Here is a 22465-nt window from a genome sequence, read left to right on the forward strand (position 1 = left end):
AAGCGCAGATAGCTATTAAATAGATAGCAATCTTACGCCATTGGCCTGCGCGGGACAGGCATGGCAATCGGCTTTTCGGCGCCCGTTTCAGGCGGCACGCCGCAGCTGCCACAACTGCTGCACCCACCATCGCTCCCGCCACAGCCAGGCGACTCGGCCAACCCCGGGTGGACCTTGCCCAACCCCTGGCGCCAGCGCCCGGGCAGGTAACGCCAGAGCACATAGAGTGCCGCCGCGAGCACGATCAGACCAACGATGAATTGCTGGGCCATCACAACGTTTCTCCTCAGCCCCCGCCCAGCGCCAGCGCCACGCGGTAGGTCACAAAGCTGGCGGCATAGGCCATGGCAAACAGGTACCCCACCATGAGCAGCGGATAGCGCCAGCCGTTGGTCTCACGCCGCACGGCGGCAATGGTGGAGATGCACTGCGGCGCAAACACATACCAGGCCATCAACGACAGCGCAGTGGCCAGTGACCAAGAGCCCGCAATCATCGACCCCAACTGGCTAGCGGCCTCCTCCCCCGTGGCAGACAGCGCGTACACCGTGCCCAGCGCACTCACCGCCACCTCGCGCGCCGCCATGCCGGGCACCAGCGCAATGGCAATCTGCCAGTTGAAACCAATCGGTGCGACGATGACCTCCAGCAGGCGACCCAGCTGGCCTGCCAGGCTGTAGGTGATGGCGGGCTGCGTGGCGCCTTCTGGTGCGCCGGGGTAGGTGGACAGGAACCACAGCAACACGGTGACGGCCAGGATGATGCCGCCCACCCGCTTGATGAAAATCACCGCCCGCTCATACAGGCCGTAAGCCAGGCCCCGCACGCTGGGCCAGCGGTACGCGGGCAGCTCCATCATCAGCGGCGTGGCACGCGTGTCGCTGCGGGCCAGCTTGGCCACGGCCGCCACTGCCATGGCGCTGGCAATGCCCGCCACATACAGCGCAAACAGCACCACGCCCTGCAGGTTGAACACCCCCGCCACGGTGCGCTCGGGGATGAAGGCCGCAATCAGCAACGCATACACCGGCAGGCGCGCCGAGCAGGTCATGAGCGGGGCGATCATGATGGTCACCAGCCGGTCGCGCCAGTGGGTGATGGAGCGCGTGGCCATCACGCCCGGCACAGCACACGCAAAACTCGACAGCAGCGGAATGAACGAGCGGCCCGACAGGCCCACCGTGCCCATCACGCGGTCCAGCAAAAACGCCGCACGCGGCAGGTAGCCCGAGTCCTCCAGCGCCAGGATGAACAGGAACAGGAACAGGATTTGCGGCAAAAAGACCAGCACCCCACCCGCACCCGCCAGCACCCCATCGGTCAGCAGGCTGCGCAAGGGGCCATCGGCCATGTGGCTGTTGACGAGTGCTGCAAGCCAACCTACTCCGTCTTCAATCCACGACTTGGGCAGCTCGGCCCAGCTGAACACCGCCTGGAACATCAGGAACAGCGTGGCGGCCAGGATCAGCAGGCCCCACACAGGGTGCAGCACCACCGCGTCGATCCGGTCATCGGCGCGCAGGCTGACCTCGGGCACACGCACTGCCAGGTCCAGAATGCGCCGCACCTCCTGGTGCGTGCGGATGACATCGTTCTGCGCTTCGAGGTCACTCGCGTCCAGCCGCGCCGCCGCATCGGACGCCACCACCGGGCGCTGCAGCTGCTGCAGGCTCACACCGTCCAGCCACTGCACCAGCTCCTGGGCGCCGTTGCCGCGCACACCCACGGTGGCCAGCACCGGCATGCCCAACACGCGCGACAGCACCTCGCGGTCGATGGCAATGCCCTGGCGCTCGGCCACGTCCATCATGTTGAGCACCAGCACCATGGGCAGGCCCAGGGCGCGGGCCTCCAGCACCAGGCGCAGGTTCAGGCGCAGGTGGGTGGCGTCGGTCACGCACACCAGCAGGTCGGGCACAGGCTCACCCGTGCGACGCCCTCGCACGATGTCGCGGGTAATGGCCTCGTCCGCGCTGTGCGCGTGCAGGCTGTAGGCGCCCGGCAGGTCCAGCACACGCACCCGGCGGCCCGCAGCGGTCTGCAGCAGCCCCTCCTTGCGCTCCACCGTCACGCCCGCATAGTTGGCCACCTTCTGGCGTGCGCCAGTGAGCAGGTTGAACAGCGCGGTCTTGCCGCAGTTGGGGTTGCCCAGCAGCGCAATGCGCAGCGGGGCGTCAGACGGGGGCAGGGACGCTGCAGCGGATGCTTTCGCGTTCATGCCGCCTCCTCCAGCGCCTGCCCGGCTGCATCCAGCCGCTGCACCTGCACCATGGACGCCTCTGGCCTGCGCAGCGCAAACGTGACCTGCCCCACACGCACCGCGATGGGGTCACCCCCCACCCCGCCGCGCGCGACCACGTGCACGGTTTCACCAGGCAGAAAACCGATTTCCAGCAGGCGCAACAACACACTGTGTTCCTGCGCATCACGGGCAGGCAGCAGCCCGGTCACGAGCGCCTGGGCGCGCAGGGGCAGCGTGTCCAGGCCGATGGATGCGGAGCACCCGGCGCGCTCATGCAGCAGCGCAGCCGCGCCATGGTCCATGGCTTTCATGGGGGAATGCCTTGTTGTTAATGATATTGATTCTCAATTTTATCAATATCACCATCCCACTGCCAGGGCAAGGCTGCAGAGTCTGATCCAGAGCAAACCCAGCTCGAGGCGCTGTGCACCGCCCGCACGTGTCACACGAGACTGGCGGGAGCCAAGCCAGTATGTGTGTGAGGGCAGAATCCAGCCAGGGGCAGAAATTGACACACTCGTCGAGGAGAAGGCATGGAGCGTTGGGAGGTCGTTGAGCGCAGAGTTCTCACGGTGGTTGGCATTGCCTTGATTGCGCTCGCTGTCTGGCTGGCAACAGATACGGAGAGCGTGCTCTTCGCAGTACTGTTGGCCCCCATCATCTTCTGGATTTTTTGGCAGGCATTTTTTGAGGACAAGCGAGGCTCCGCCGAGCCTGTCTCTGGCACTGAACGCCTGCTCTACGGGACGTACCTCTGGGTGAGGCACCTAGTTCTTGGAGGCTGTGCACTGTTACTGCTGGTGCTTGCCATCGTGGCTTTCAAGATGTCACAGGACCTCACGACGATTCTTCTCATCGCCGGGCTTTCCGTGTTTGTCGGCTGGGTTGCCATCTTTGGCGCCGGGGAGGAGAAATCAATATCTGACGACCTCCGCATCCACCGTGAACGTCGAAAGCGCTATCGAAAGCCCTGATGTTGGCTTAGGGCCCAAAGCGGTCTAGCGCTACCATTTTCCCAAGCAATCATTATTCACGGCCAGACTTGCTAGATGCGTCGCCCTTACTACTACTCCACTGACAGTCTTCATCTATTGCAGAGTACCGAACCGATGCTCTACTTGAAGCTAGGCAATGGCCGAATCCTAGGTCTGCTGCAGTCCATGAAGGTCACCGGCGAGGGATACAGAAAATTTATTGATGATTACCCCGCGGTCTTATGCGAGCCCCTTGAGTTGTTCTACTGCTGCCGCAGGGGGATGTGTTCACTAAACGATGAACTGCTTCAGGATCTGCTGTTTTCATTTGGTTGGCGCGAGGCTAACTGGGGAGCCTGGTTATCGGCACTTGCCCCAAGGGCTAGCTATGTCCCCCACCTTCGCTCCAGAGCAGAGAGCCTGCCGCATGGCAAGGAAGTAATGAGCCTTGCCCTTGCTGCATGCGGAGAGCCACTGGCGGAAGAAATCGAGGTTCAGCACTCACTCTTGCAAGACATCGTGACTATGCTGAACAAGCTTCCCACGGTCAAATTTCCTATGCGTAGGACTCCCTCACTTTTGGAGGAAACTGCGTTCAATGCGGAGGTGGAAAGCCTGAGGCGATGCTACCGGGAAACAGGGCTATCTCAAGCTAAAGAGCAGCTAGGAAAAGGCCTGCTCTACTACTACGGCATGTCTCACACCGCTTGGCTCAAAGTTGGCGCACCAGAGGCATCTAGTCGGGACCGCGATTGAGCGCTCTCTGGCCCCTTAAGTCGTTGGACGCGCGACTGTTTTTTGTCACCAGTGACAGCTCCTGGCCGAAGGCAGAAGTCTAGCCCCGGAGTTCATATTGCCTCTTATCGGAGCCCAGCGCTGTGACATGAGTTGCAACTCCATTTCAACAGCGCATTTCGAGTCACTCCGGTTTCAACTCAGAACGCCCACGCCCCCAGCTGGTAGTAATCAAACCCGCTGGTGCGCCCACCCAGGCACCGAGCGAGGAAGTCTTCGGTCTTGCGGTACATGGTGAGGTTGTTGGGCCAGCGCTGGTTGCCATGGCCGTCGCCTTTGAAGGTGACGTAATCGACTTCTTTGCCCGCCTTGCGCAGGGCTGCCACCATCCATTCGGACTGCTCCAGCTTCACGCGCGGGTCGTTCACGCCGTGCATGATGAGGATGGGCTTTTGTGCATGTTCCGCCCGGTACAGGGGCGACTTCGCATCCATGCGCGCACGGTCCTCGGGCACGGCGGGGTTGCCCACGTAGCGGTGCCACCAGGGCAGGCCCAGCTCCCAATACGGCGGGGCAGCCTCCAGCAGGCGCGCGATGTCGGTCACGCCCACGATGTCCACCGCACAGGCAAACACCTCGGGCGTGAAGGTCGCGCCCACCAGGGCCGAGTAACCGCCGTAGCTCGCGCCATAGATCGCCACGCGCTCAGGGTCGGCAACGCCGCGCTGCACCGCCCAGCGCACGCCGTCCACCAGGTCGTCGTGCATGCGGCCTGCGAACTCGCCCCGGGCCTTTTCCATGTGGTTGCGGCCATAGCCGCTGGAGCCCCGGTAGTTGACTTGCAGCACCGCATAGCCCCGGTTGGCCAGAAACTGCCGCATGGTGCCCTCGCCCCAGCGGTCGCGCGCCCAGGGCCCGCCATGCACCAACAGCACCAGCGGGAGCGAACGCGGCTGCTGCACGCCCGCAGGCAGCGTGAGGTAGCCATGGATGGGCAGGCCGTCCCGCGCGGTGTAGGTGATGGGCTCGGAGGGCACCAGCGCATGGGCGATCATGCTCAAGCGGCTTTCTCCCAGGAACTGCGGCTCGTGCCCATCGCGCAGCAGATAGGTGCGCGCGCCCCGCTCCGTGGTCACGGCCACGGTAAGCACGCGGTCGGACTGGTCGGTGCTGATCACCCGCACATCCGCAGGCTGGTCCCCCGCCAGGGCCGCCAGCCGGGCGGCCAGCGTCGCATCGAACACCTGGCGAGCCGGATACCCGGGCATCGAATAAGCCACCAGCGGCTCGCGCGTGCTTCGGCTCAAGGTCACGTTGTCCAGGTCCACGTCGGGTGATGCGTAAAACAGCTCTTCGGCGCCTGTGGCCAGGTCCAGCCGCACCAGCGCCAGCTTGTCGCGCCCCCGGTTGGACAAGGCCCAGGCCTTGTGCCCTTCGCCGTGCAGGCCAAAGATGTTCAGCGTGTCCCAGCGGCTCCACTGCGCAGCGGTCACCCACTGGCCGGGCTCTGCGCCCGGGCGCTCCAGCCGGCCCTGGTCACCTTGCACCTGTGCACGGGCACGCAGCTGCCCGGTGCGGTCCACGCCCCACCAGGTGACGTTGCCCGGGTTGGTGGCCAGCAGCACTGGCGCGCCATCCGCCGAGTTCACGCGGTACAGGTCAAACACCTTCTTGTCGCGCTGGTTGGAGGTGACGATGAAGTCCGAGCTGCCCTCCACCACATCCACCAGGCGCGCCACCGACTTTTGTGCGGGCATCAGCTCGCGCAACCCGGTGTCGGGCCCATTCACCAGGCCCACGTGGATGCGTGTGTTTTCGTCCCCGGTCGGGTCTGCCGTGATCGCCAGCCAGCGGCTATCGGCACTGAACCGGATGGTGCGCGCACGGATGCGGAACGCCTTGGCTTCGCTGCCATCTATGGTGCGCACCCAGATGGCAGGCACCACACCATCGACGCCGAACCACGCAATGCGCTGCCCGTCGGGCGACACCTGGTAGCCCCCGGTGGCCTGCCGACTGGTCACAAAATCGCGCACCGGGATCATCTCGGGCAGCTGGGCGTTGGCCAGTGAGGGGTGGGTGGGCCCGGAGGCGCAGCCCGCCAGGGCCAGCAGTGCGGCGAGCGCTGCACCGCCCCACCATCGCCGCACCGCATTCGCATTGTTTGTTGTCAGATACGCCATACACCCTCTCTCCCTGTGTTCCTGTGTTGAGCCGCCGGATACGGCCATTGTGCAAAGCCTTGCCTTAAGGCCAGCCAAAGGCCCCTGCCGTCGCACCATGCAACGGCCACCGCTCCCGCCACAATCCCACCCCATGCACATCCTGCTCATCGAAGACGACCTGGACCTGGGCCGGGCGCTGCAGTCCGCGCTGAAGGTGGAGGGCCTGACCAGCGAGTGGCTGCGCCGCGCGGTGGATGCGCCCGCCACGGTGGATGCCACCACGGTGGACTGCGTGCTGCTGGACCTGACGCTGCCCGACGGCAGCGGGTTTGACCTGCTGGCGCGCTGGCGCGACCAGGCGGGCCAGGGCGGGCAGGTGCCCATCATCGTGATCACGGCGCGCTCGGCCGTGGAAGACCGGCTGGCCGGGCTGGACGGCGGGGCGGACGACTTTGTGATCAAACCTTTTGCCACGGCTGAGCTGATGTCGCGCATCCGCGCCGTGCTGCGCCGCAGCGCCCGCCAGGCCAGCGAGCGCTGGGCGCTGGGCGAGCTGCTGGTGATCGAGCCCCGCCGCCACCGGGCGCTGCGCGGCGGCGAAGCGCTGGACCTGTCCCCGCGTGAATTCCAGCTGCTGCTGGAGCTGGCGCGCGAACCCGGTGCCGTGGTGCCCAAGGGGGTGCTCGCGCAGCGGCTGGACCCGCTGGGCGAGCCCCTGGACTTTGGCGCGCTGGAGGTCCATGTGTCCAACCTGCGCCGCAAGATCGGGCCCGAACTGATCCGCACCGTGCGCGGTGTGGGCTACCTGCTGCAAGCATGACCACAACGATGAAACACACGTTGCGCAGCACATGGGCCTGGCTGGCCGAGCCCACGCTGATGCGCCGCAGCGTGGCCTCGGTGCTGGTGGCGTTTGTGGTGGTCTGGGTCGTTCTACTGGGCTACAACTTCGTCAACTACAAACACACCATCACCCGCGACCCGGGCCTGATGAAATACGGTGACGCGGTGCTGGACTCGCTGGCCTCCATCACCGAGCCCGCGCACGCCGCCACGGCCATAGCGGCCACCGACCACTGGACCAACATCCGCCGCCGCCAGGTGGGCCTGCTGCCCGGGGTGCAGATGCACGAACTGCTGGATGCGGCATCGGGCCAGCGCGTGTTTGCATCGCCGGGGCTGCAGAACGTGGCCTTGCCACCCGCCACGCCCCAAGCAGAGCCGTTTATCCAGGAAGCCGCCCTGCAGGGCCGGTCGTTCCGCATCTACACCGGCCGCCATGCGCGCTGGGTGCTCCGCGTGTTCGAGACCAAGCGCACCGACTCCAACTTCCTGCAGTACAACGGCCGCGCGCTGCTGCCCTACCTGCTGCTGGCGTCGCCCTTTGTGCTGCTGGCGGTGTGGGTCTCGGTACGCCATGGCCTGCGGCCACTGCAGCAACTGGCCAGCCGCATTGCGCAGCGCGGGCAGGACGACCTGCAATCGGTAGGCTTCAACGCCCGCCACCGCGAACTCAAGCCGCTGGAGCAGTCGCTGGACCACCTCTTCGCCCAGCTGCGGCAAAAGGTGGAACGCGAGCGTGCCTTTGTGCAGGACGCTGCGCACGAGATCCGCACGCCGCTGGCTGTGATCACCGCCCAGGCCCATGTGATGGCCCGCTCGCCCAGCGAAGAAGAACGCATGCAGGCCCAGGCCCACCTGGAGCAGGCCATCGCCCGCACCTCGCACCTGGCGCAGCAACTGCTGGACCTGGCGGCGCTGGACGACGCCCAGCGCCCCGCCCCGCGCGACCTGGACGTGGCGCAGTGGCTGCGCGGCGTGCTGGCGCAGGCCGCGCCTGATGCAATGACACGGCAGATCGAGCTGTCGCTGGACGCGCCCGACACCTTGCCCGCCCGGCTCGACCAACCTGCGTTCGAATCCATCGCCCACAACCTCATCGACAACGCACTGCGCTATACGCCCCATGGCGGCAACGTGGCGGTGGCGCTGCGGCGCGAGGGCGGGGCGCTGCGGCTGTCGGTGCAGGACGACGGGCCGGGCATCCCGGCCACCGAACACAAGCGGGTGTTCGAGCGCTTTTACCGGGGCGCGGGCCACGCCGCCAACGGCTCGGGCCTGGGCCTGGCCATCGTGCGGCAGGCGGTGCTGCGCATGGGCGGGCAGGTGCAGATGGGCGCGGGGCTGGGCGGCCGGGGCGTGGGCTTTTTCGTGGACATTCCACTGCCACACCACGCCTGAAGGCACCGGGGCAGCAGCCCTCCAGCAGCCCAGCTACTGCCGCATCAAAATAGTTTAGGCCTCAACAAAAAATCGCCGAGGTGTTGGAAATAACCGACACCACGGGTTTTTCGAGACATGCAAACTTTGTCCCATGTCAACGCCCTCTTCCCCCACCGTCCGCCAGCTTTGGGACATCTCGCCGCCCGTGCATGCGGGCAGCCCCGTGTTCCCCGGCGACACGGCCTACAGCCAGCAGTGGTGCGCCACCATCGGCCCCGGCTGCCCGGTCAATGTGAGCGCGATCACGATGTCGCCCCATGTGGGCGCGCACGCCGATGCGCCGCTGCACTACGACGCACAGGGTGCCACCATTGGCGACGTGCCGCTCGACGCGTTTCTGGGCCCCTGCCGCGTGATCCACGCCATCGGCTGCAGCCCGCTCATCACCTGGGAGCACATTGCCCACGCAGTGAATGGCACCCTGCCCCAGCGCGTGCTGGTGCGCACCTACGAACACATGCCCGTGGACCGCTGGGACGGCCAGCTGGCCGCCTACGCGCCCGACACCATCGAGCGCCTGGCCGACCTGGGCGTGCTGCTGGTGGGCATCGACACCGCCAGCATCGACCCGGCCGACAGCAAGACGCTCGACAGCCACCAGGTCATCCGCCGCCGGGGCCTGCGCGTGCTCGAAAACCTGGTGCTCGACGCTGTGCCCGAGGGCGACTACGAACTCATCGCCCTGCCGCTCAAGCTGACCACGGCGGATGCGTCGCCCGTGCGCGCCGTGCTGCGCGCGCTGTAGCCCGAAAAAATCCAAGATTTTTTGGCCTCCACCGCGCGTCCATCATGCGCTAGCAGCTATCAAAACAGAAGCAAACCACTCTGAACACCATGACCACCACCTTGCAAGATTGCCGCGCGCTCGACGCGCAAGACCCCATCGCGCCGCTGCGCGCGCACTTCGCCCTGCCCCCGGGCGTGATCTACCTCGACGGCAATTCGCTGGGCGTGGCCCCCAAGGCCGCTGCCGCACGCGTGGCCGATGTGGTCACGCGCGAATGGGGCACGGACCTCATCAAATCGTGGAACACCGCCAGCTGGTTTGACCTGCCCCAGCGCCTGGGCAACCAGCTCGCCCCGCTGATCGGCGCGGGCAAGGACGAAGTGGTGTGCACCGACAGCACCTCCATCAACCTCTACAAGGTGATGAGCGCCGCCCTCAACATCGCCCGCGAAGACAGCCCCACCCGCAAACGCATCGTGAGCGAGCGCAGCAACTTCCCCACCGACCTCTACATTGCCGAAGGCCTGTGCAAAGAGCGCGGCCTGGAGCTGGTGCTGGTGGAGCCTGAAGAGATCAACGCTGCACTGACCAGCGACGTGGCCGTGCTGATGCTCACGCACGTGAACTACCGCACCGGCGCCATGCACGACATGGCGGCCATCACCGCTGCGGCGCACGCCCAGGGCATCCTGTGCGTGTGGGACCTGGCACACAGCGCGGGCGCGGTGCCTGTGGACCTGAACGGCGCAGGCGCCGACTTCTCCATCGGCTGCGGCTACAAATATTTGAACGGCGGCCCCGGTGCACCAGCCTTTGTGTGGGCCAACCCGCGCCACGCCAACCGCTTCTGGCAGCCGCTCTCGGGTTGGTGGGGCCACGCTGCACCCTTTGCTTTCACGCCCGACTACGAGCCCGCGCCGGGCATCACGCGCTACCTGTGTGGCACGCAGCCCATCATCAGCCTGTCGGCCCTGCAATGCGGGCTGGATGTTTTCACCGCCGCACAAAGCCTGGGCGGCATGGCCGCGCTGCGCGCCAAGTCGCTGGCGCTGACCGACCTGTTCATCCAGCTGGTGGAAGATCGCTGCGCAGGCCACGGCCTGGGCCTGGCCACGCCGCGTGACCATGCGCAGCGCGGCTCGCAGGTCTGCCTGACGCGCGACGAAGGTGCGGGCGTGAACGGCCAGGGCAGCGGTGCCTACGCCATCGTGCAGGCGCTGATTGCACGCGGCGTGATCGGCGACTTCCGCAAGGGCGACGGCGGCACGGGCCGCCACAAGGACATCCTGCGCTTTGGCTTCACACCGCTGTACCTGGGCTTTGAAGACGTGTGGAATGCCGTGGAGCACCTGCGCCAGGTGCTGGAGAGTGGCGAGTGGCGCAAGCCTGAGTTCAACCAGACCCATGCAGTGACCTGATCATGTGCCCCTTCTCCCACTCCAACACACCGGCCGACGCCAACCCGGGCGACAAGGCAGCGTCTGCACTGCCCGAATCCATCGTGCACGAAGAGCGCGCCCAGCTCGACTTCAGCAAGTCCATGAGCTACGGCGACTACCTGCAGCTCGACGCCATCCTCACCGCACAAAAGCCGCTGTCGCCCGCACACGACGAGATGCTGTTCATCGTGCAGCACCAGACCAGCGAGCTGTGGATGAAGCTCATGCTGCACGAGCTGCGCGCGACCATCGACCGCATTGCCAACCCCGACACGGGCACCCGCGCCGAGGCCTTCAAGATGCTGGCCCGCGTGAGCCGCATCATGGAGCAGTTGGTGAGCGCATGGAGCGTGCTAGCCACCATGACGCCGCCCGAGTACACGGCCATGCGCCCGTACCTGGCCAGCTCCAGCGGCTTTCAGAGCTACCAGTACCGCGCCATCGAGTTCTCGCTGGGCAACAAGAACGCAGCGATGCTCAAGCCGCATGAGCACCGCCCCGACCTGCTGGCCCAGGTGCGGTCGGCGTACGAGACGCCCTCGCTGTACGACGTGTCGCTGCAATTGCTGGCCAAGGAAGGCCTGCACATTCCGGCAAGCCACCTGGAGCGCGACTGGACGCAGCCGTACACGGAAAGCGAAGCGGTCAAAGAGGCCTGGTTGGCGGTGTACCGCGACCCGCAGAAGTACTGGGACCTGTACCAGCTCGGCGAAAAGCTCACTGACATCGAGGACGCCTTCCGCCTCTGGCGCTTCCGCCACGTGACCACGGTGGAACGCGTGATCGGCTTCAAGCGCGGGACGGGCGGCACGGGCGGGGTGAGCTACCTGCGCAAAATGCTGGACGTGGTGCTGTTCCCTGAAATCTGGAAACTGCGCACCGATCTGTAAGCACAACGGCGCGCCGCAAAAAAACAGGCCTGTCCACCACCCCGGTGAACAGGCCTTTTAACTGCTGCCTGCGCCCTGCGGTAGGGCGCAGGCAGCTATCGTTTTTATAGTTCTCTCCCTGATTCGCACTCAGCGGCGCTTCAGTCTCCGGCCTTGCTAAAGACCTGCCCGCCCGAGAGCTGGTAGGCCAGGTTGTCCACCTGCAGGCTGCGCTCGTTGGCGATGTCAAAGCGGCTGTACAGCCCTGGCGTGTCGCCGTTCAGGATGGCGGTGGACACCACCATGGAGCGCTGGGCGAGCGCGCCGGTGGTGGTGTTCACCTCCAGCCGCAAGGCACCCTGCAAGCCCCGCACCGGCGGCGATGCCCCCACCCCGGTAGGCGCCTGGTAGACGCGGGCGGGGAAGGCCACGCGCACCTTGCCATCCATGGCCTGCAGGTTGAGCACCGGGCGGGTGCTGTCGAGTGTGGTGATGCTGCCCCGGCCGCCCGCCGCCTGCGTGGCCAGGCGCTTGCCTTGCGCGGCATTGCGCACGTCGAAGACCGCGAGCTGGATGCCATCGGCCACACCGCCCTGGGCGCTGTCCTTGCCCACACCCAGCAGCAGGCCGTTCGGCAACGGCACCAGGTGGTCGGCATGGCCGCCCGCCGCCAGTTCGCCCGCCACCGTGGGGTTGGCGGGGTTGGCGAGGTCCAGCACCCACACGGGTTCGGTGTTGGCAAAAGGGGTGGCATAGGCCCGGGTGCCTGCAAAGAACAGGTTGTCGATCTGCTGGTCGCCCCGCGCCGTGCGCAGCCGGATCGGCAGCTTGGCCTGCGGGCTCAGGTGGTTGTCGCGGCCACTGTCGCGCAGTACGGTCAGCAGCGCGGGGGAGGCCTGCTGGGCCTGGATGCTCACCGGTGGCATGCCGCTCTGGCCTGTCTTGCCGGTGAAGGTCAGCACGCGCAGATCGTTCTGGTACTCGTTCAGGCGCGAGGGCATGCGGCGCAAGTCCCAGCCCAGGTGGCCGTCCACAGCGCCCGAGGCGTCGTAATCCACCTGCGCGCCACGGAAGCTGAACTTGTGGATGTCGGTGCGGCTGTCGGTCGGGAACACGGCGTTGATCACATCGCCGCCATAGCGGTACTGCCGCGAACTGGCCACATACACGCTGCGCGCGCCCAGATGCACCGCCTCGCTGCCGCCCACAAAACAGCGGCTGGTGCGCGCCAGGCTGGACGAGGCCAGGTCGATGGCCGTGATGGACGTGAGCTGCAGCGACAGCGAGGCATTGCCCGTCTGCACCAGGCAGTCGGCCTCGTTCACCAGCGGCTGGGGCTGGCCGCCGTCCACGCGCAGGGTGGGGATCAGCGCAGCGGTGTTCAGGTCCTTGAGCGCCGTCTGCACGGCCGATGCCGAGGCGCCCGCGGGCACGGTGAAGCGCGTGAGGTCGGGCGACCAGGTGGTGACCAGGTACAGCGTGTTGCCGATCAGGCGGCTGCCCACCAGCAGGCCATCGATGCGCATCTGCTTGAGCTGCGCGGGCGCCATGTCCTTGCTGACCGCGAACAGGTCGAGCGACAGCGTGCGGCTGTATTCGGGCAACACGGTGGTGCTGGCGCCGTCCGCAGCCACCACGGGCTGGCGGTCGGCATACGGGTCTTGCTGCGACAGCACGGCGGCGCGTGTGCCGCCGCCCGCCACGTAGAAGCCCTGGGGGATGAACTTGGCGTCCAGCGTGGCGCGGCCCACGCCGGTCAGGCTGCCATCGGCCGCGCGGGCCTGGGCGGTCAGGCGCGGCGGCTCGCGGCCGGTGTCGGTGGCGTAGGCGCGGTGCAGGCCATACAGCATGGTGCCCTCGGCCTTGATGAGGCCGTCTTCCTCCACCACGGTGCCTGCCAGCGGCGCGCCCGTGTGGGTGACCACGCTGCCTGCGCTGCTCAGCCCGCCCACGGTGGGCACGGTGATGGCCGTGCCCGGGTAGCCCAGCGCCACCCGCTGCGCAATCTTGGCCTTGAAGTAGGCCACCAGATCGCCGGAGCGCGCCACCTGCAGACGCGCTTCGTTGGGGATCTGCGGGTTGACCCCCTCCCCGCCACCGCATCCCGCCACAAATGCGGCCGTGGCCACGGCCAGCCATGCGGGCGAGACATAGGACATGCCCGCCACTTTGTTCATCAATCTTCGGTTCGTCATGTGTGTTTTTCTCCCTGTGGATACCTGTGATCTGCGCAGCGGGGCAGGCTCTTGCCCACCTCCTCCACAGATAAGTGGGATAATATCCCACACAATTTCCATCCGTCAACCAGATGACAATCACAGCCTGCTCCTGACACCTGCCGCGCTTCGGCTCCTTTTTCATGCCCTCCCGCTCTGCCATCGTTCTGGCCTCTGCCCTGCACGTGCTGCGCCCGCTGGCGCGCCTGCTGCTGCGCAATGGCGTGGCCTACCCTGCGTTTGCGGCGGCCATGAAGAAGGTGTTTCTGGACGCTGCGCACGACGAGCTGCAGCGCACGGGCAAGAAGACCACCGACAGCGCGGTGAGCCTGATGTCGGGCGTGCACCGGCGCGACGTGCGCAACCTGGGCCGCCTGGCCGAGCCTGCTGCCGAGGAAGATGCGGGCGAGACGCCGTTGAACATGGCCAGCCAGGTGGCCGCGCGCTGGCTGAGCCAGACGGACTGCCTGGACGACGAGGGACAGCCGCGCCCACTGCCCCGCAGCGGCGAGCTGCCCCACTTTGACGGGCTGGTGGCCGGAATCAGCAGCGACGTGCGCCCTCGCGCCGTGCTTGACGAGCTGGTGCGCCTGGGCATGGCCGAGGAAGGCGAAGATGGGCTGATCCGCCTGCTGGCCACGGGCTTTGTGCCACGCCAGGGTTTTGCCGAGATGGCGCAGCTGATGCAGGACAACCTGCACGACCACCTGGCAGCCGCCAGCCTCAACCTGCAGGACGAGCACAACTACCTGGAGCAGGCCGTGTTTGTGGACCAGCTCAGCGAAGAATCGGCCCGCCGCCTGCATGTGGTGGCCGCCAAAGCCTGGCGCCAGGCCTTCAAGACCGTGATGACCGAGGCCCACGCCCGTTACGACCACGACCAGAAAAACACCCCGCCCAGCGAGCGCAACCGGCGCGCCCGCTTTGGCAGCTACTTCTATGCCGCAGACAAAGATGAACGTCCCTCCTGAACTCTGGGCCCACATTGCCCGGCTCATGGCCCGGTGCACAGCCCGGCTGCTGGCTGCAGCCACCACCCTGCTGGTGCTGGCCGCCTGTGGCCCCGGCACCGGGGGCACAGGCACAGGGCCGATCCTCGGCGCGGTCAACTTCTCGGGCAGCGGCTTCGCGATTGGCGCCCCCTGCGCGCAGCATTGCGACAACACCGAGTTGCGGCTGGAGAACGAGCGGGTGGAGCTGACCGTCACCTGCCGCCACTTTGTGTTCACCGGCCCGTGGGAGATCGATGCCACGGGCCTCGCCGTGCTGAATGGAAGCCTGGAGACCACGGAACTGTCCGAGGGCCAGGTGCAGACCCGCACCGTGGCTGCAGAGATGCGCCTGCAGTTCAGCGACACACGCGCCGAGACCAGCCGCGAAGTGGCCGTCAGCGTGCGGGATGCGCAGGGCAACCACCTGGTTGCGCCCCTGACCCTGGAGCAACGCCCCGCTGCTCCAGCAGCCCCTGAGGCCTGCACGCCGGGAGCCTCCTGAAACGGCAAAGGGCCTGCGCAGTCACACTGCGCAGGCCCTCAGAAAAAATCCAGCGAACCGGCCAGCAGCCGGAAGGCAAAAAAGAAAGGTCTGTTACTTGACCCCAGCCACCATCATGGAGCGGTTGCTGCGGCACCAGATCGGTGCCAGATGGCCAATCTGGATGGTCAGCTCGTTGCCCTTGCCCAGCACCGTGGTGGGGCCGTTGCTGTAGGCGTAGCCGGTTTCTGCCACTTGCCGGGGCAGCTCCACCGTCCAGCCACTGCGGCGCATCACGCTGCGGCCCTGGTCGGGGTAGAACTGCATTTCGACCTTTTCACCGTTGCCGCAGGCGTATTGCATGCTGCTGCCGTCTGCAGGGGCACTGAACGCCTGCATCGCAGGGGGCTGGCTTGCGCAGCCCGACAACAACAGGGTGGCCAACGCACCCGAACCCAGCAAAACCATCGTCTTCATCGGTCACTCCTGACATCGCGGCGCACCCTGGCGGCGCATCCGACAACTTCCATCCAACGGCTGGTGGCCCCCGGCCACGGGGGCCTGTTCACAAGCCCCTGGCTGCCACCTAAGCACAAACCTTGCCACTCACCGCACCTGCACCTTCCCACTTGCGAGAGACCGAAACCAGCGATTCCAGAGCCATGACCCACACCCGGTGCAGCGCATGACCACAAGAGTGCCCCAGGCCCCCAGGGCCCGTCATTGGGGTGATCCCCACATCGAGAGCTGCCTCTAAAGTCTGCCCGTGCCCTGTGGCGCCCTGATGACGGGCCAGAGAACCCCAGGGCCGGGCTTTATTGGGCGCACTGGAAAACCCAATACCAGCCAGAAACATCTGATTACAAGCACCAGCAGCCCAAAACCCCCAACAACCGACGCCCTTGGTGGGGTATGACGCGCCGGACTGGGACATACCCTAAGAGCCGGTTCAAAGCGCCCGCAGCCAATGCCCCCGGGCCATCCCGGGCCTGTGCACCACCTGTCCATCCCGTCCATTCGCGACAGCAGCCTTCACGCGCTGCAGGTAACCTCGCGGGGCCCTGCGGCCGGTGGCGCCACCCCGATCCACCAGCTGCCGACTTCTTTCTGGAGACCCGCACCCGTGTCCACGCCCCTGCCGCCATCGCAACTCGCCCCCCTGCTCTCTTCCCGCGCCGCCTGGGCCATGCTGCTGGCACTGGTTTCGGGCTTTGCGCTGAGCCAGGCGTTTCGCACCATCACGGCCATCATGGCCACCGGGTTGCGGGCGGAGTTCGGGCTGTCGGCGCAGGCGCTGGGGGTGTTTGCCGGGGCCTTTGCGTTTGCGTTCGGCTCCATGCAGCTCTTCATGGGCATCGGCATCGACCTGTATGGCGTGCGGCGCACGCTGCTGGTAGCCTTCCCGCTCACCATTGCGGGCGCGCTGCTGTCGGCGCTGGCGCCGAGCTACGGCGGGGTGTTGCTGGGCCAGGTGCTGATTGGCGTGGGCTGCGCGCCCGCCTTTCTGGTGTGCACGGTGTTCATCGCGCGCTACTTTCCGGCCAGCCGGTTTGCGATGGTGTCGGGCGTGGCAATGGGCGTGGGCGGGCTGGGCATGCTGTTCACGGGCACGCCGCTGGCCTGGCTGGTGCAGCAGTCGTCGTGGCGCATGGGGTTTGGCGTGCTGGCCGGGCTGGCTGCACTGGCCTGGCTGCTGATCTTCTGGAAGGTGCACGAGCCCGCGCAGCCCGCACACAGCACGCTGCCACGCGAATCGGTCGGTGCCGCAGTGCGCGGCTTTGGAGCGCTGTTCTTGCTGCCGCACACGGCCGGCATCATGCTGCTGGCGCTGATGACCTATGCCTCCTTCCTCACCCTGCGCGGGCTGTGGCTGGGGCCGCTGCTCATCGAGCGGCACGGCTACAGCCTGGTGGCCAGTGGCAATGTGGCCATGCTTTCGTCGCTGGTGTCGCTGTTCACCCCGGCGTACTTCGGGCGCATCGACCCCGGGCCCGGGCGGCGCAGGCGCTGGCTGGTGTGCTTCACGCTGCTGCTGGCCGGGCTGTTTGCGGCCATCGGCTTGTTGCACGCCGAGTGGCTGGACGTGAGCGGCTCGATTGCCGTGGGTTTGCTGTCGGGCTACATGGTGCTGCAGTACGCCGATGTGCGCTCGTCCTACCCGGCGGCCATGACCGGGCGGGCCATGGCGGTGTTCACCATGGCCCTGTTTCTGGGCGTGGCACTGATGCAATGGGTGACGGGCCTGGCCGCCTCGCTGGCCGCCGCACGGGGCGCGGACCCGTATGTGGCGGTGATGCTGACCATCGCGGGCATGCTGGCGGCGGGCGCCATCGCCTTCAGGTGCCTGCCCGCACCGGCCCCCGCGCACTGAGCCGCGTGGTGTAGAGCAGAAACGGGGCACTAAAATAGCCCCTGCGCCTTTGCACAGTGCGCATATAGCTATCATAAAAATAGCAACCAGCCCCACCATGGGCGCTGGTTGCGCAGGCGCAGACCGGTGCGCCCCCCCTCCTACGCAATGCAAACTTTCAATGGGCTTGAAATGGCCCACCTTCAACCGCTGTATGCGCGGCTTGCCGACCGACCTGCGCTGCTGGCGAAGCTGCAGGCCCAGTGGGGCCTGCGCAGCGTGACCGGGCAAGGCAAGGACCTGATGGCGACATCTGCGCTGCTGGAGCTGCTTGAAATGCTGCATGCAGAAGGTGAGCCCCATGTCGGCGCCTGGCTTGCGCTGCAATCGGACTTGAGCACCGGCCATGGCATTGCCTACTACCTGCGCAGCTGCACCACTCTGGAAGCCGCGTTGCACGAGATCGTGCGCCTGCGCAGCCGCCTGCTGCCAGACGGCGAGTTCGGCATGCACAAGGATGGCCAGCAACTGCGTCTTGTCATGCGCCCGCACTATCAAACCCAGCGGCTGGGCCGACAACTGCGCTACGAGGCCGGCGTGGCCTGGCTGATCTGCCTGCTGTCGCACTGCGTGGCCCGCCCCCTGCGACCACAGGCCATTGAACTCATGACGCCAGCGACCCCACAGGCAGAGCAATTGGAAGCTCTGTTTGGCGTGATGCCGCGCTTTGGCATGGACGAATTCGCAGTCTGCTACCCGGCCGAAATGCTGGGCCTGCCCTTGCCCGGCAGCAACCCTGCCCTTCTCGCGGCCCTGCGCACCTCGCTCGACTACCTGGTGCCTCCCGTTCGGCATGGGGTCAGCGCCACAGAACGGCTGCGCCAGTGGCTGGGGGCCCTGACCGACCCCAGCCGGGCGAGCCAGGCGAGTGCGGCCCGTGCATTCAATTGCGGCACCAGCTCCCTGCGGCGGCGCCTGTCCGGCGAGGGCAGTTCCTTCTCGGCACTGCTGCAAGCCGACCGGCGTGCCCGCGCGCTGCGCTGCCTGGCCTATGACGAAGAAGGCATCGACGTGATCGCCCGGCGCCTGGGCTATGCAGACCGGACCACGCTGGAGCGCGCATTCCTCGGCTGGTTTGGCTGCCGCCCGGCGCAACTGCGTGGCGAGCTGGTGGCGGCCTGGCCCGACATGGCACAGCGCAGGGCCGCGCTGGAGTCCATCGACACCACCCTGCCCTGCGACGATATGGAAGCCTGGCTGGCCGCCGCAGCCACCGTGGAGCCTCGGCCTCAGGCCAACATGCACGGGCCGCGCCTGGCCGCACTGCTGCTGTGCGCAGCCGGTGCGCCGGCGGCAAGCATCCGCCAGATGCGCATGGGCATGGGCATGGGCATGGCATCAGAGGCCCTCTGACGCACAGTCCTGCCGCACTCCCGCTGCTGCCTTCACACCGCCTTGGCAGCATCAGGCGGCGTGTCATCCCGCGCGCCTTCGGCTCCGCCTGATAACTTGCGCTGCCCGTGCAGGGGTGCGATGAAAGAGTCGTACTGCTGCCACGCCCCCGCGTAAAAGGCATTCTCAGGCCGCCCCTCCTCAGAGGCATAGAAGATCTCGTTCGCACCATCGACAGCCAGTGGCCCTGGGTCGCCACGCAGCATGTGGCGCCTGCTGTTGATCGCGGCCTGCAGCTTCCAGCGCGCCGCGCTGATGCCAGCGTGGCGCTCGGAGGATGGGCCCAGGGTGGGACTTTCATCCCCCAGCAGCTCCAGGCGGATCTCCTCCGCCGTCGGCAGGCGATCAGCCACCACGACGCTGTAGGCAATGGAGCAGCGTGACAGCAGCGCGCGCCGGAACTGGCGTTGGCTGCGTGGCAAGCCCTGATCATCCTGGAGCACATCGATACAGCCCAGCACATGGCCGTCGGCAGTGCACACGGTGAAGGTGCAGTACATGCCCCGCAGCAGCGGGTGCCAGCGCAAACCACCCTCCCGCGACGGCGCCCGCGTGAAACAGGTCACCGGCGTCTTCAGCAGGATCTGGTGGTCATCAAACACCTGGTGCAGCCAGCGCCAGACTCTGCGTTCCTCGGCATTGACCACAACACGCGCCTGCAGCGGCCACCGCGCGGGCACGCGCAGGCTGCGTGCTGCAGACTGTCCCAGCCACCACCGGCGCCCCAGCACGCCGGCCACCAGACACGGCACTGTGGCAATCGACATCGCGATAGTCAGCCCATCAAGACCCGGGATCATGCAGCCTCCTGCGGACAGAGGCGGCCCCGCGCGGCCCAGATCAGAACGGATAGGCCGGTGCCTGGCCTTCCAAATTGACCCATTGGCCGGTCGAAAAACGATTGCTTTTGCCAGCAGCGATGGCATAGAAGCTCCGGTCGGCGACGGGCAGCTTCAGGTCTGCGACCGAATCCAGTGCCTTCTGGCTCACAGGCATGCCATACATCGCAAAAATCTTGCGCAAGTCTTTGGCGATGATTTTCGAGCTGAGCACAAACAGCAGATCCTGGTTGCTGATCTTGTTGTCACTGAAACGACCCATGCCGTACTTGCCTGGGTCGGTTGCATCCCAAGCCTTGGCCACGAGGCGATCGCCTTTGGTCAGCATATTGTGGTATTCCAGCGCTGTGGCCGCCGTCGGCTGGACCATGCTTAGGCGCTCCCTGGTGTACAGGAAGGACAGTTGCATCCAGAAAGCCATCTTGGCCTCTGCGCCACCACCCCAGAGGCGCGCTTCCATATCACTGCGCTGCGCCTCACCCTCCAGGTTCGTGGCACGGTTGGCCAGTATGTGCTGATACAGCGCGGGATGACCGGTGCGGTTGCCATTCTCGTCCTGCCCCAACAGCGCATAGGTCCTGAAAGTCTGGGCCACGGCCAGATTGTTGTTGTCGCATTCAACAACGCAGCCACGGTTGCTGCCAAAGTCCAGGTGCATCACCCGCTGCACGGTGTTGTGGCCCAGCTCATGCGCCCAGCCCCAGCCCAATCCAATGCCTGCGAAGCCATCAGAAGGATTGCCCGAGCAAAGGAAACCGCAGGTCGCTATCCAGCCCACAAAATGCTGCACGCCCGGGGCTCGGTGCAAAGGGCCGTCGCAGGTCCAGCCCAGGCTATCGCAGATGGTCTTCACGTTGGGCATCAGCGGCAAGTTGCTGTAGCCGTTGGCGATATGGTTGGTATCGAAGAGGATTCCTTTGAGTTCATCCATCACATAAGTCCGGGGACTCTTGGAACCAATGACCGATTTGGCGTAGCCAATGGTCTGCTGGATTTCTCCCCCTACGAATTTGGCCGTCATCCAACCGAAATCCTGACGCGACACAGCAGCAACCGCCTCGGCGATCTCCACATCGCTCGGCGGGGCGCCGCTGAAATCAAAGTGTGCGTATTTGGCGCCGCCCTTGATACGCAATTTGACCGTGCTGCCACCTGTGGTCCCGCTGTAGTTCAGGAACAGTGGACCGCCGAAGGGGGTCACAAAAGTCGTCACCTTGCTGCGGGGCAGTGGTACGGCAAAAGACTGTGGCCGACGCGGATGTGCGTACGTGGCGTCAAAAGGGCTACCGGCTGTGCGGATATGGCTGGTCTGAATGCCGTAGCTGCTGCCATCGGCCGCCTCCACGATCTCGATCGTGAGGGGTTTGCCAGGCAGCGCTGCACGGCCTATGGCTGTTTTCCCGCTGGCTTGCGCGATGGTGACGTTCACCACCTCATCGGCCACCACAGGCAGGCTCTGCGCCGCAACAGGCATGTAGCCCCCCTGCCCCTTGGGCGAAACGGTGGTGGCACTACGGCTGTAATGCGTCCACGAATCAGAGGCATAGGCCCGCAGGAAGGCTGCAGAACTACCGGTTTTGCTCAGGCCTTTGCCGTACTCGATGTTTGGCCGCCACAGATCCGCCCACAGCACCAGCAGCCGGTACAGCTCGGTATCGGCACTGCCGAACACAGCATCCCCGCGCCCATCAAATCCGGCCAGGTCGTTGTGGATCTTGTTGATGGGCTCGGTAGGGGTCTGGTCCGTGCTGAAGCTGTGGACCAGGTTGTCGTTCGCAAGCATGCGCAGGACATTGGGCAGGCTGCCGATCTGGTCGCTCTTGCCCAGGCTTTGCTCTGCCGTGCGGGCCTGGCCCACACTGACACCTGCAGCCCCGGCAAAGTAGTTGCCCGGATAGCCCCCGAGCGTCATGCCCATGGCCAACAGGACCTGGCGGCCGCCGGCCGACTCCGTCCAGTTGTTGTGCATATAGATCACGGCCTTGCCAGCGGCGAGGTACTTGCCGACCAGCGCCGTCAGGCTGGGGTCGGCCTTCACGCCAGCACCAAAAACCAGCAAGTCGGCCTGCTGCCAGCAGGTATTGGCGGCATTGGCGATATCGCAGACGACTTCCCGGCCCTGCTTGCCCGTTGTAGCGATGTATTTCTGCACCGTGGCGCCAGCGTAGCCCGCCGTGCTGAAGGAGATGCCGGCGGGCAAGGCGGCATTGGCATCCCCTCGCATCAGCCAGGTGAAGGCGCGCCTAAACAGTGGCGCATGCTGGGCCTCGCGGGTGCCATTGGCCATCCAGTCCAGCACGTTGGCACCATACGCCAGGCCACGGCCTGCCTGTACCTCCGACACGGCCGCCATGCCACTGTTGTTGTCGCTGAGGATGAATGGCGCCACCATGACCGACGCCGACGGCGTGGTGGCGATGGGTGTGACGGTGGTGCTGGAGGTGGTGTGATTGAGCGACAGGTCCAGCGTCTCGCCACCCCGGTAGATGTTGGCCACTATGCCCGTCTGTCGGCTTTGCAACTGCACGGCAAGGCGGGTTGCACGCTCTAGCAGAGTGAGCGTGTCGGCAGGCTGCAACGGGCGGGGGTCGCCGGACTGGAGTGCTTGAGCGATTCTGTCGGTGGGTATGGGTGCTGGTGCCGGTGCCGGTGCCGGTGCCGGTGCTGGTGCTGGTGCTGGTGCTGGTGCTGGTGCTGGTGC

At 66.1% G+C, this 22465-nt stretch carries 19 protein-coding genes; 11 read left to right on the top strand and 8 right to left on the bottom strand.

Translation table 11 applies throughout. From position 1 onward, the window contains the following. Positions 1-32: 32 nt before the first annotated feature. The 3 genes from AvAM_RS00960 to AvAM_RS00970 are packed head-to-tail and all read right to left on the bottom strand — an operon-like array spanning position 33 to position 2553. A complete protein-coding gene (locus tag AvAM_RS00960) occupies positions 33-272 on the bottom strand; it encodes a hypothetical protein (protein ID WP_137745333.1) in 240 nt (79 codons plus the stop codon). A gap of 14 nt (positions 273-286) precedes the next feature. Then, on the bottom strand, positions 287-2218 hold the full coding sequence (locus AvAM_RS00965; protein WP_137745334.1) for a ferrous iron transporter B: 1932 nt from the start codon (positions 2216-2218) through the stop codon (positions 287-289). Then, the gene (locus AvAM_RS00970) at positions 2215-2553 is read right to left on the bottom strand and encodes a FeoA family protein (protein ID WP_375708127.1); all 339 of its coding nucleotides are present in this window, start codon (positions 2551-2553) and stop codon (positions 2215-2217) included. The genes AvAM_RS00965 and AvAM_RS00970 overlap by 4 nt, the downstream gene beginning before the upstream one ends. A gap of 222 nt (positions 2554-2775) precedes the next feature. Between AvAM_RS00970 and AvAM_RS00975 the strand changes: the two genes are divergently transcribed. Together AvAM_RS00975 and AvAM_RS00980 are read left to right on the top strand one after the other, a co-directional pair. Then, positions 2776-3216, top strand: coding sequence for a hypothetical protein (locus AvAM_RS00975; protein WP_137745335.1), 441 nt, complete (start codon positions 2776-2778; stop codon positions 3214-3216). A gap of 186 nt (positions 3217-3402) precedes the next feature. Further along, positions 3403-3972: a hypothetical protein gene (locus AvAM_RS00980; protein ID WP_137745336.1), complete on the top strand. Its 570-nt coding sequence runs from the start codon at positions 3403-3405 to the stop codon at positions 3970-3972. A 179-nt stretch (positions 3973-4151) separates the two neighbouring features. On the opposite strand, the gene AvAM_RS00985 is transcribed toward AvAM_RS00980, so the two are convergent. Then, on the bottom strand, positions 4152-6134 hold the full coding sequence (locus AvAM_RS00985) for a S9 family peptidase (RefSeq protein ID WP_171012100.1): 1983 nt from the start codon (positions 6132-6134) through the stop codon (positions 4152-4154). A 133-nt stretch (positions 6135-6267) separates the two neighbouring features. Between AvAM_RS00985 and AvAM_RS00990 the strand changes: the two genes are divergently transcribed. The 5 genes from AvAM_RS00990 to kynA all read left to right on the top strand — a co-directional run bounded on the left by AvAM_RS00990 (position 6268) and on the right by kynA (position 11455). Beyond that, complete coding sequence (locus tag AvAM_RS00990; RefSeq protein WP_137745338.1) at positions 6268-6936, top strand: response regulator transcription factor; 669 nt, start codon at positions 6268-6270, stop codon at positions 6934-6936. Then, entirely contained in the window at positions 6933-8357 is a 1425-nt protein-coding gene (locus tag AvAM_RS00995) for a HAMP domain-containing sensor histidine kinase (protein ID WP_249367858.1), read from the top strand. The genes AvAM_RS00990 and AvAM_RS00995 overlap by 4 nt, the downstream gene beginning before the upstream one ends. Before the next feature lie 133 nt (positions 8358-8490). Next, the gene (gene kynB, locus AvAM_RS01000; protein ID WP_137745340.1) at positions 8491-9144 is read left to right on the top strand and encodes an arylformamidase; all 654 of its coding nucleotides are present in this window, start codon (positions 8491-8493) and stop codon (positions 9142-9144) included. 89 nt (positions 9145-9233) lie between these two features. Beyond that, the gene (gene kynU / locus AvAM_RS01005) at positions 9234-10544 is read left to right on the top strand and encodes a kynureninase (protein ID WP_137745341.1); all 1311 of its coding nucleotides are present in this window, start codon (positions 9234-9236) and stop codon (positions 10542-10544) included. Between the two features lie 2 nt (positions 10545-10546). After that, on the top strand, positions 10547-11455 hold the full coding sequence (gene kynA, locus AvAM_RS01010; protein WP_137745342.1) for a tryptophan 2,3-dioxygenase: 909 nt from the start codon (positions 10547-10549) through the stop codon (positions 11453-11455). Between the two features lie 140 nt (positions 11456-11595). Here the strand turns inward: kynA and AvAM_RS01015 are convergent, their stop codons facing one another. Further along, complete coding sequence (locus AvAM_RS01015; RefSeq protein WP_171012101.1) at positions 11596-13629, bottom strand: beta-propeller domain-containing protein; 2034 nt, start codon at positions 13627-13629, stop codon at positions 11596-11598. A 164-nt stretch (positions 13630-13793) separates the two neighbouring features. On the opposite strand from AvAM_RS01015, the gene AvAM_RS01020 reads away from it, so the two are divergent. Both AvAM_RS01020 and AvAM_RS01025 read left to right on the top strand, forming a co-directional pair. Continuing rightward, positions 13794-14621, top strand: a complete 828-nt coding sequence (locus AvAM_RS01020; protein ID WP_137745344.1) for a DUF6502 family protein — start codon at positions 13794-13796, stop codon at positions 14619-14621. Continuing rightward, the gene (locus tag AvAM_RS01025; RefSeq protein WP_137745345.1) at positions 14605-15144 is read left to right on the top strand and encodes a hypothetical protein; all 540 of its coding nucleotides are present in this window, start codon (positions 14605-14607) and stop codon (positions 15142-15144) included. Before AvAM_RS01020 ends, AvAM_RS01025 begins: the two co-directional genes overlap by 17 nt. A 93-nt stretch (positions 15145-15237) precedes the next feature. Here the strand turns inward: AvAM_RS01025 and AvAM_RS01030 are convergent, their stop codons facing one another. Beyond that, complete coding sequence (locus AvAM_RS01030) at positions 15238-15600, bottom strand: MliC family protein (RefSeq protein ID WP_137745346.1); 363 nt, start codon at positions 15598-15600, stop codon at positions 15238-15240. Between the two features lie 709 nt (positions 15601-16309). Here AvAM_RS01030 and AvAM_RS01035 point away from each other — a divergent pair. Next, positions 16310-17494: a nitrate/nitrite transporter gene (locus tag AvAM_RS01035; protein ID WP_137745375.1), complete on the top strand. Its 1185-nt coding sequence runs from the start codon at positions 16310-16312 to the stop codon at positions 17492-17494. A 171-nt stretch (positions 17495-17665) separates the two neighbouring features. Further along, the gene (locus AvAM_RS01040; protein WP_171012102.1) at positions 17666-18886 is read left to right on the top strand and encodes an AraC family transcriptional regulator ligand-binding domain-containing protein; all 1221 of its coding nucleotides are present in this window, start codon (positions 17666-17668) and stop codon (positions 18884-18886) included. A 32-nt stretch (positions 18887-18918) separates the two neighbouring features. On the opposite strand, the gene AvAM_RS01045 is transcribed toward AvAM_RS01040, so the two are convergent. Both AvAM_RS01045 and AvAM_RS25570 read right to left on the bottom strand, forming a co-directional pair. Then, positions 18919-19725 (bottom strand): hypothetical protein, encoded by an 807-nt coding sequence (locus tag AvAM_RS01045; RefSeq protein WP_137745348.1) that lies wholly within the window; start codon positions 19723-19725, stop codon positions 18919-18921. 40 nt (positions 19726-19765) lie between these two features. Beyond that, the gene (locus tag AvAM_RS25570; protein WP_212742247.1) at positions 19766-22342 is read right to left on the bottom strand and encodes an ImpA family metalloprotease; all 2577 of its coding nucleotides are present in this window, start codon (positions 22340-22342) and stop codon (positions 19766-19768) included. Positions 22343-22465 lie beyond the last annotated feature (123 nt).

This window comes from Acidovorax sp. NB1, from assembly GCF_005405905.1.
In the GTDB taxonomy this organism is placed as follows: domain Bacteria; phylum Pseudomonadota; class Gammaproteobacteria; order Burkholderiales; family Burkholderiaceae_C; genus Acidovorax.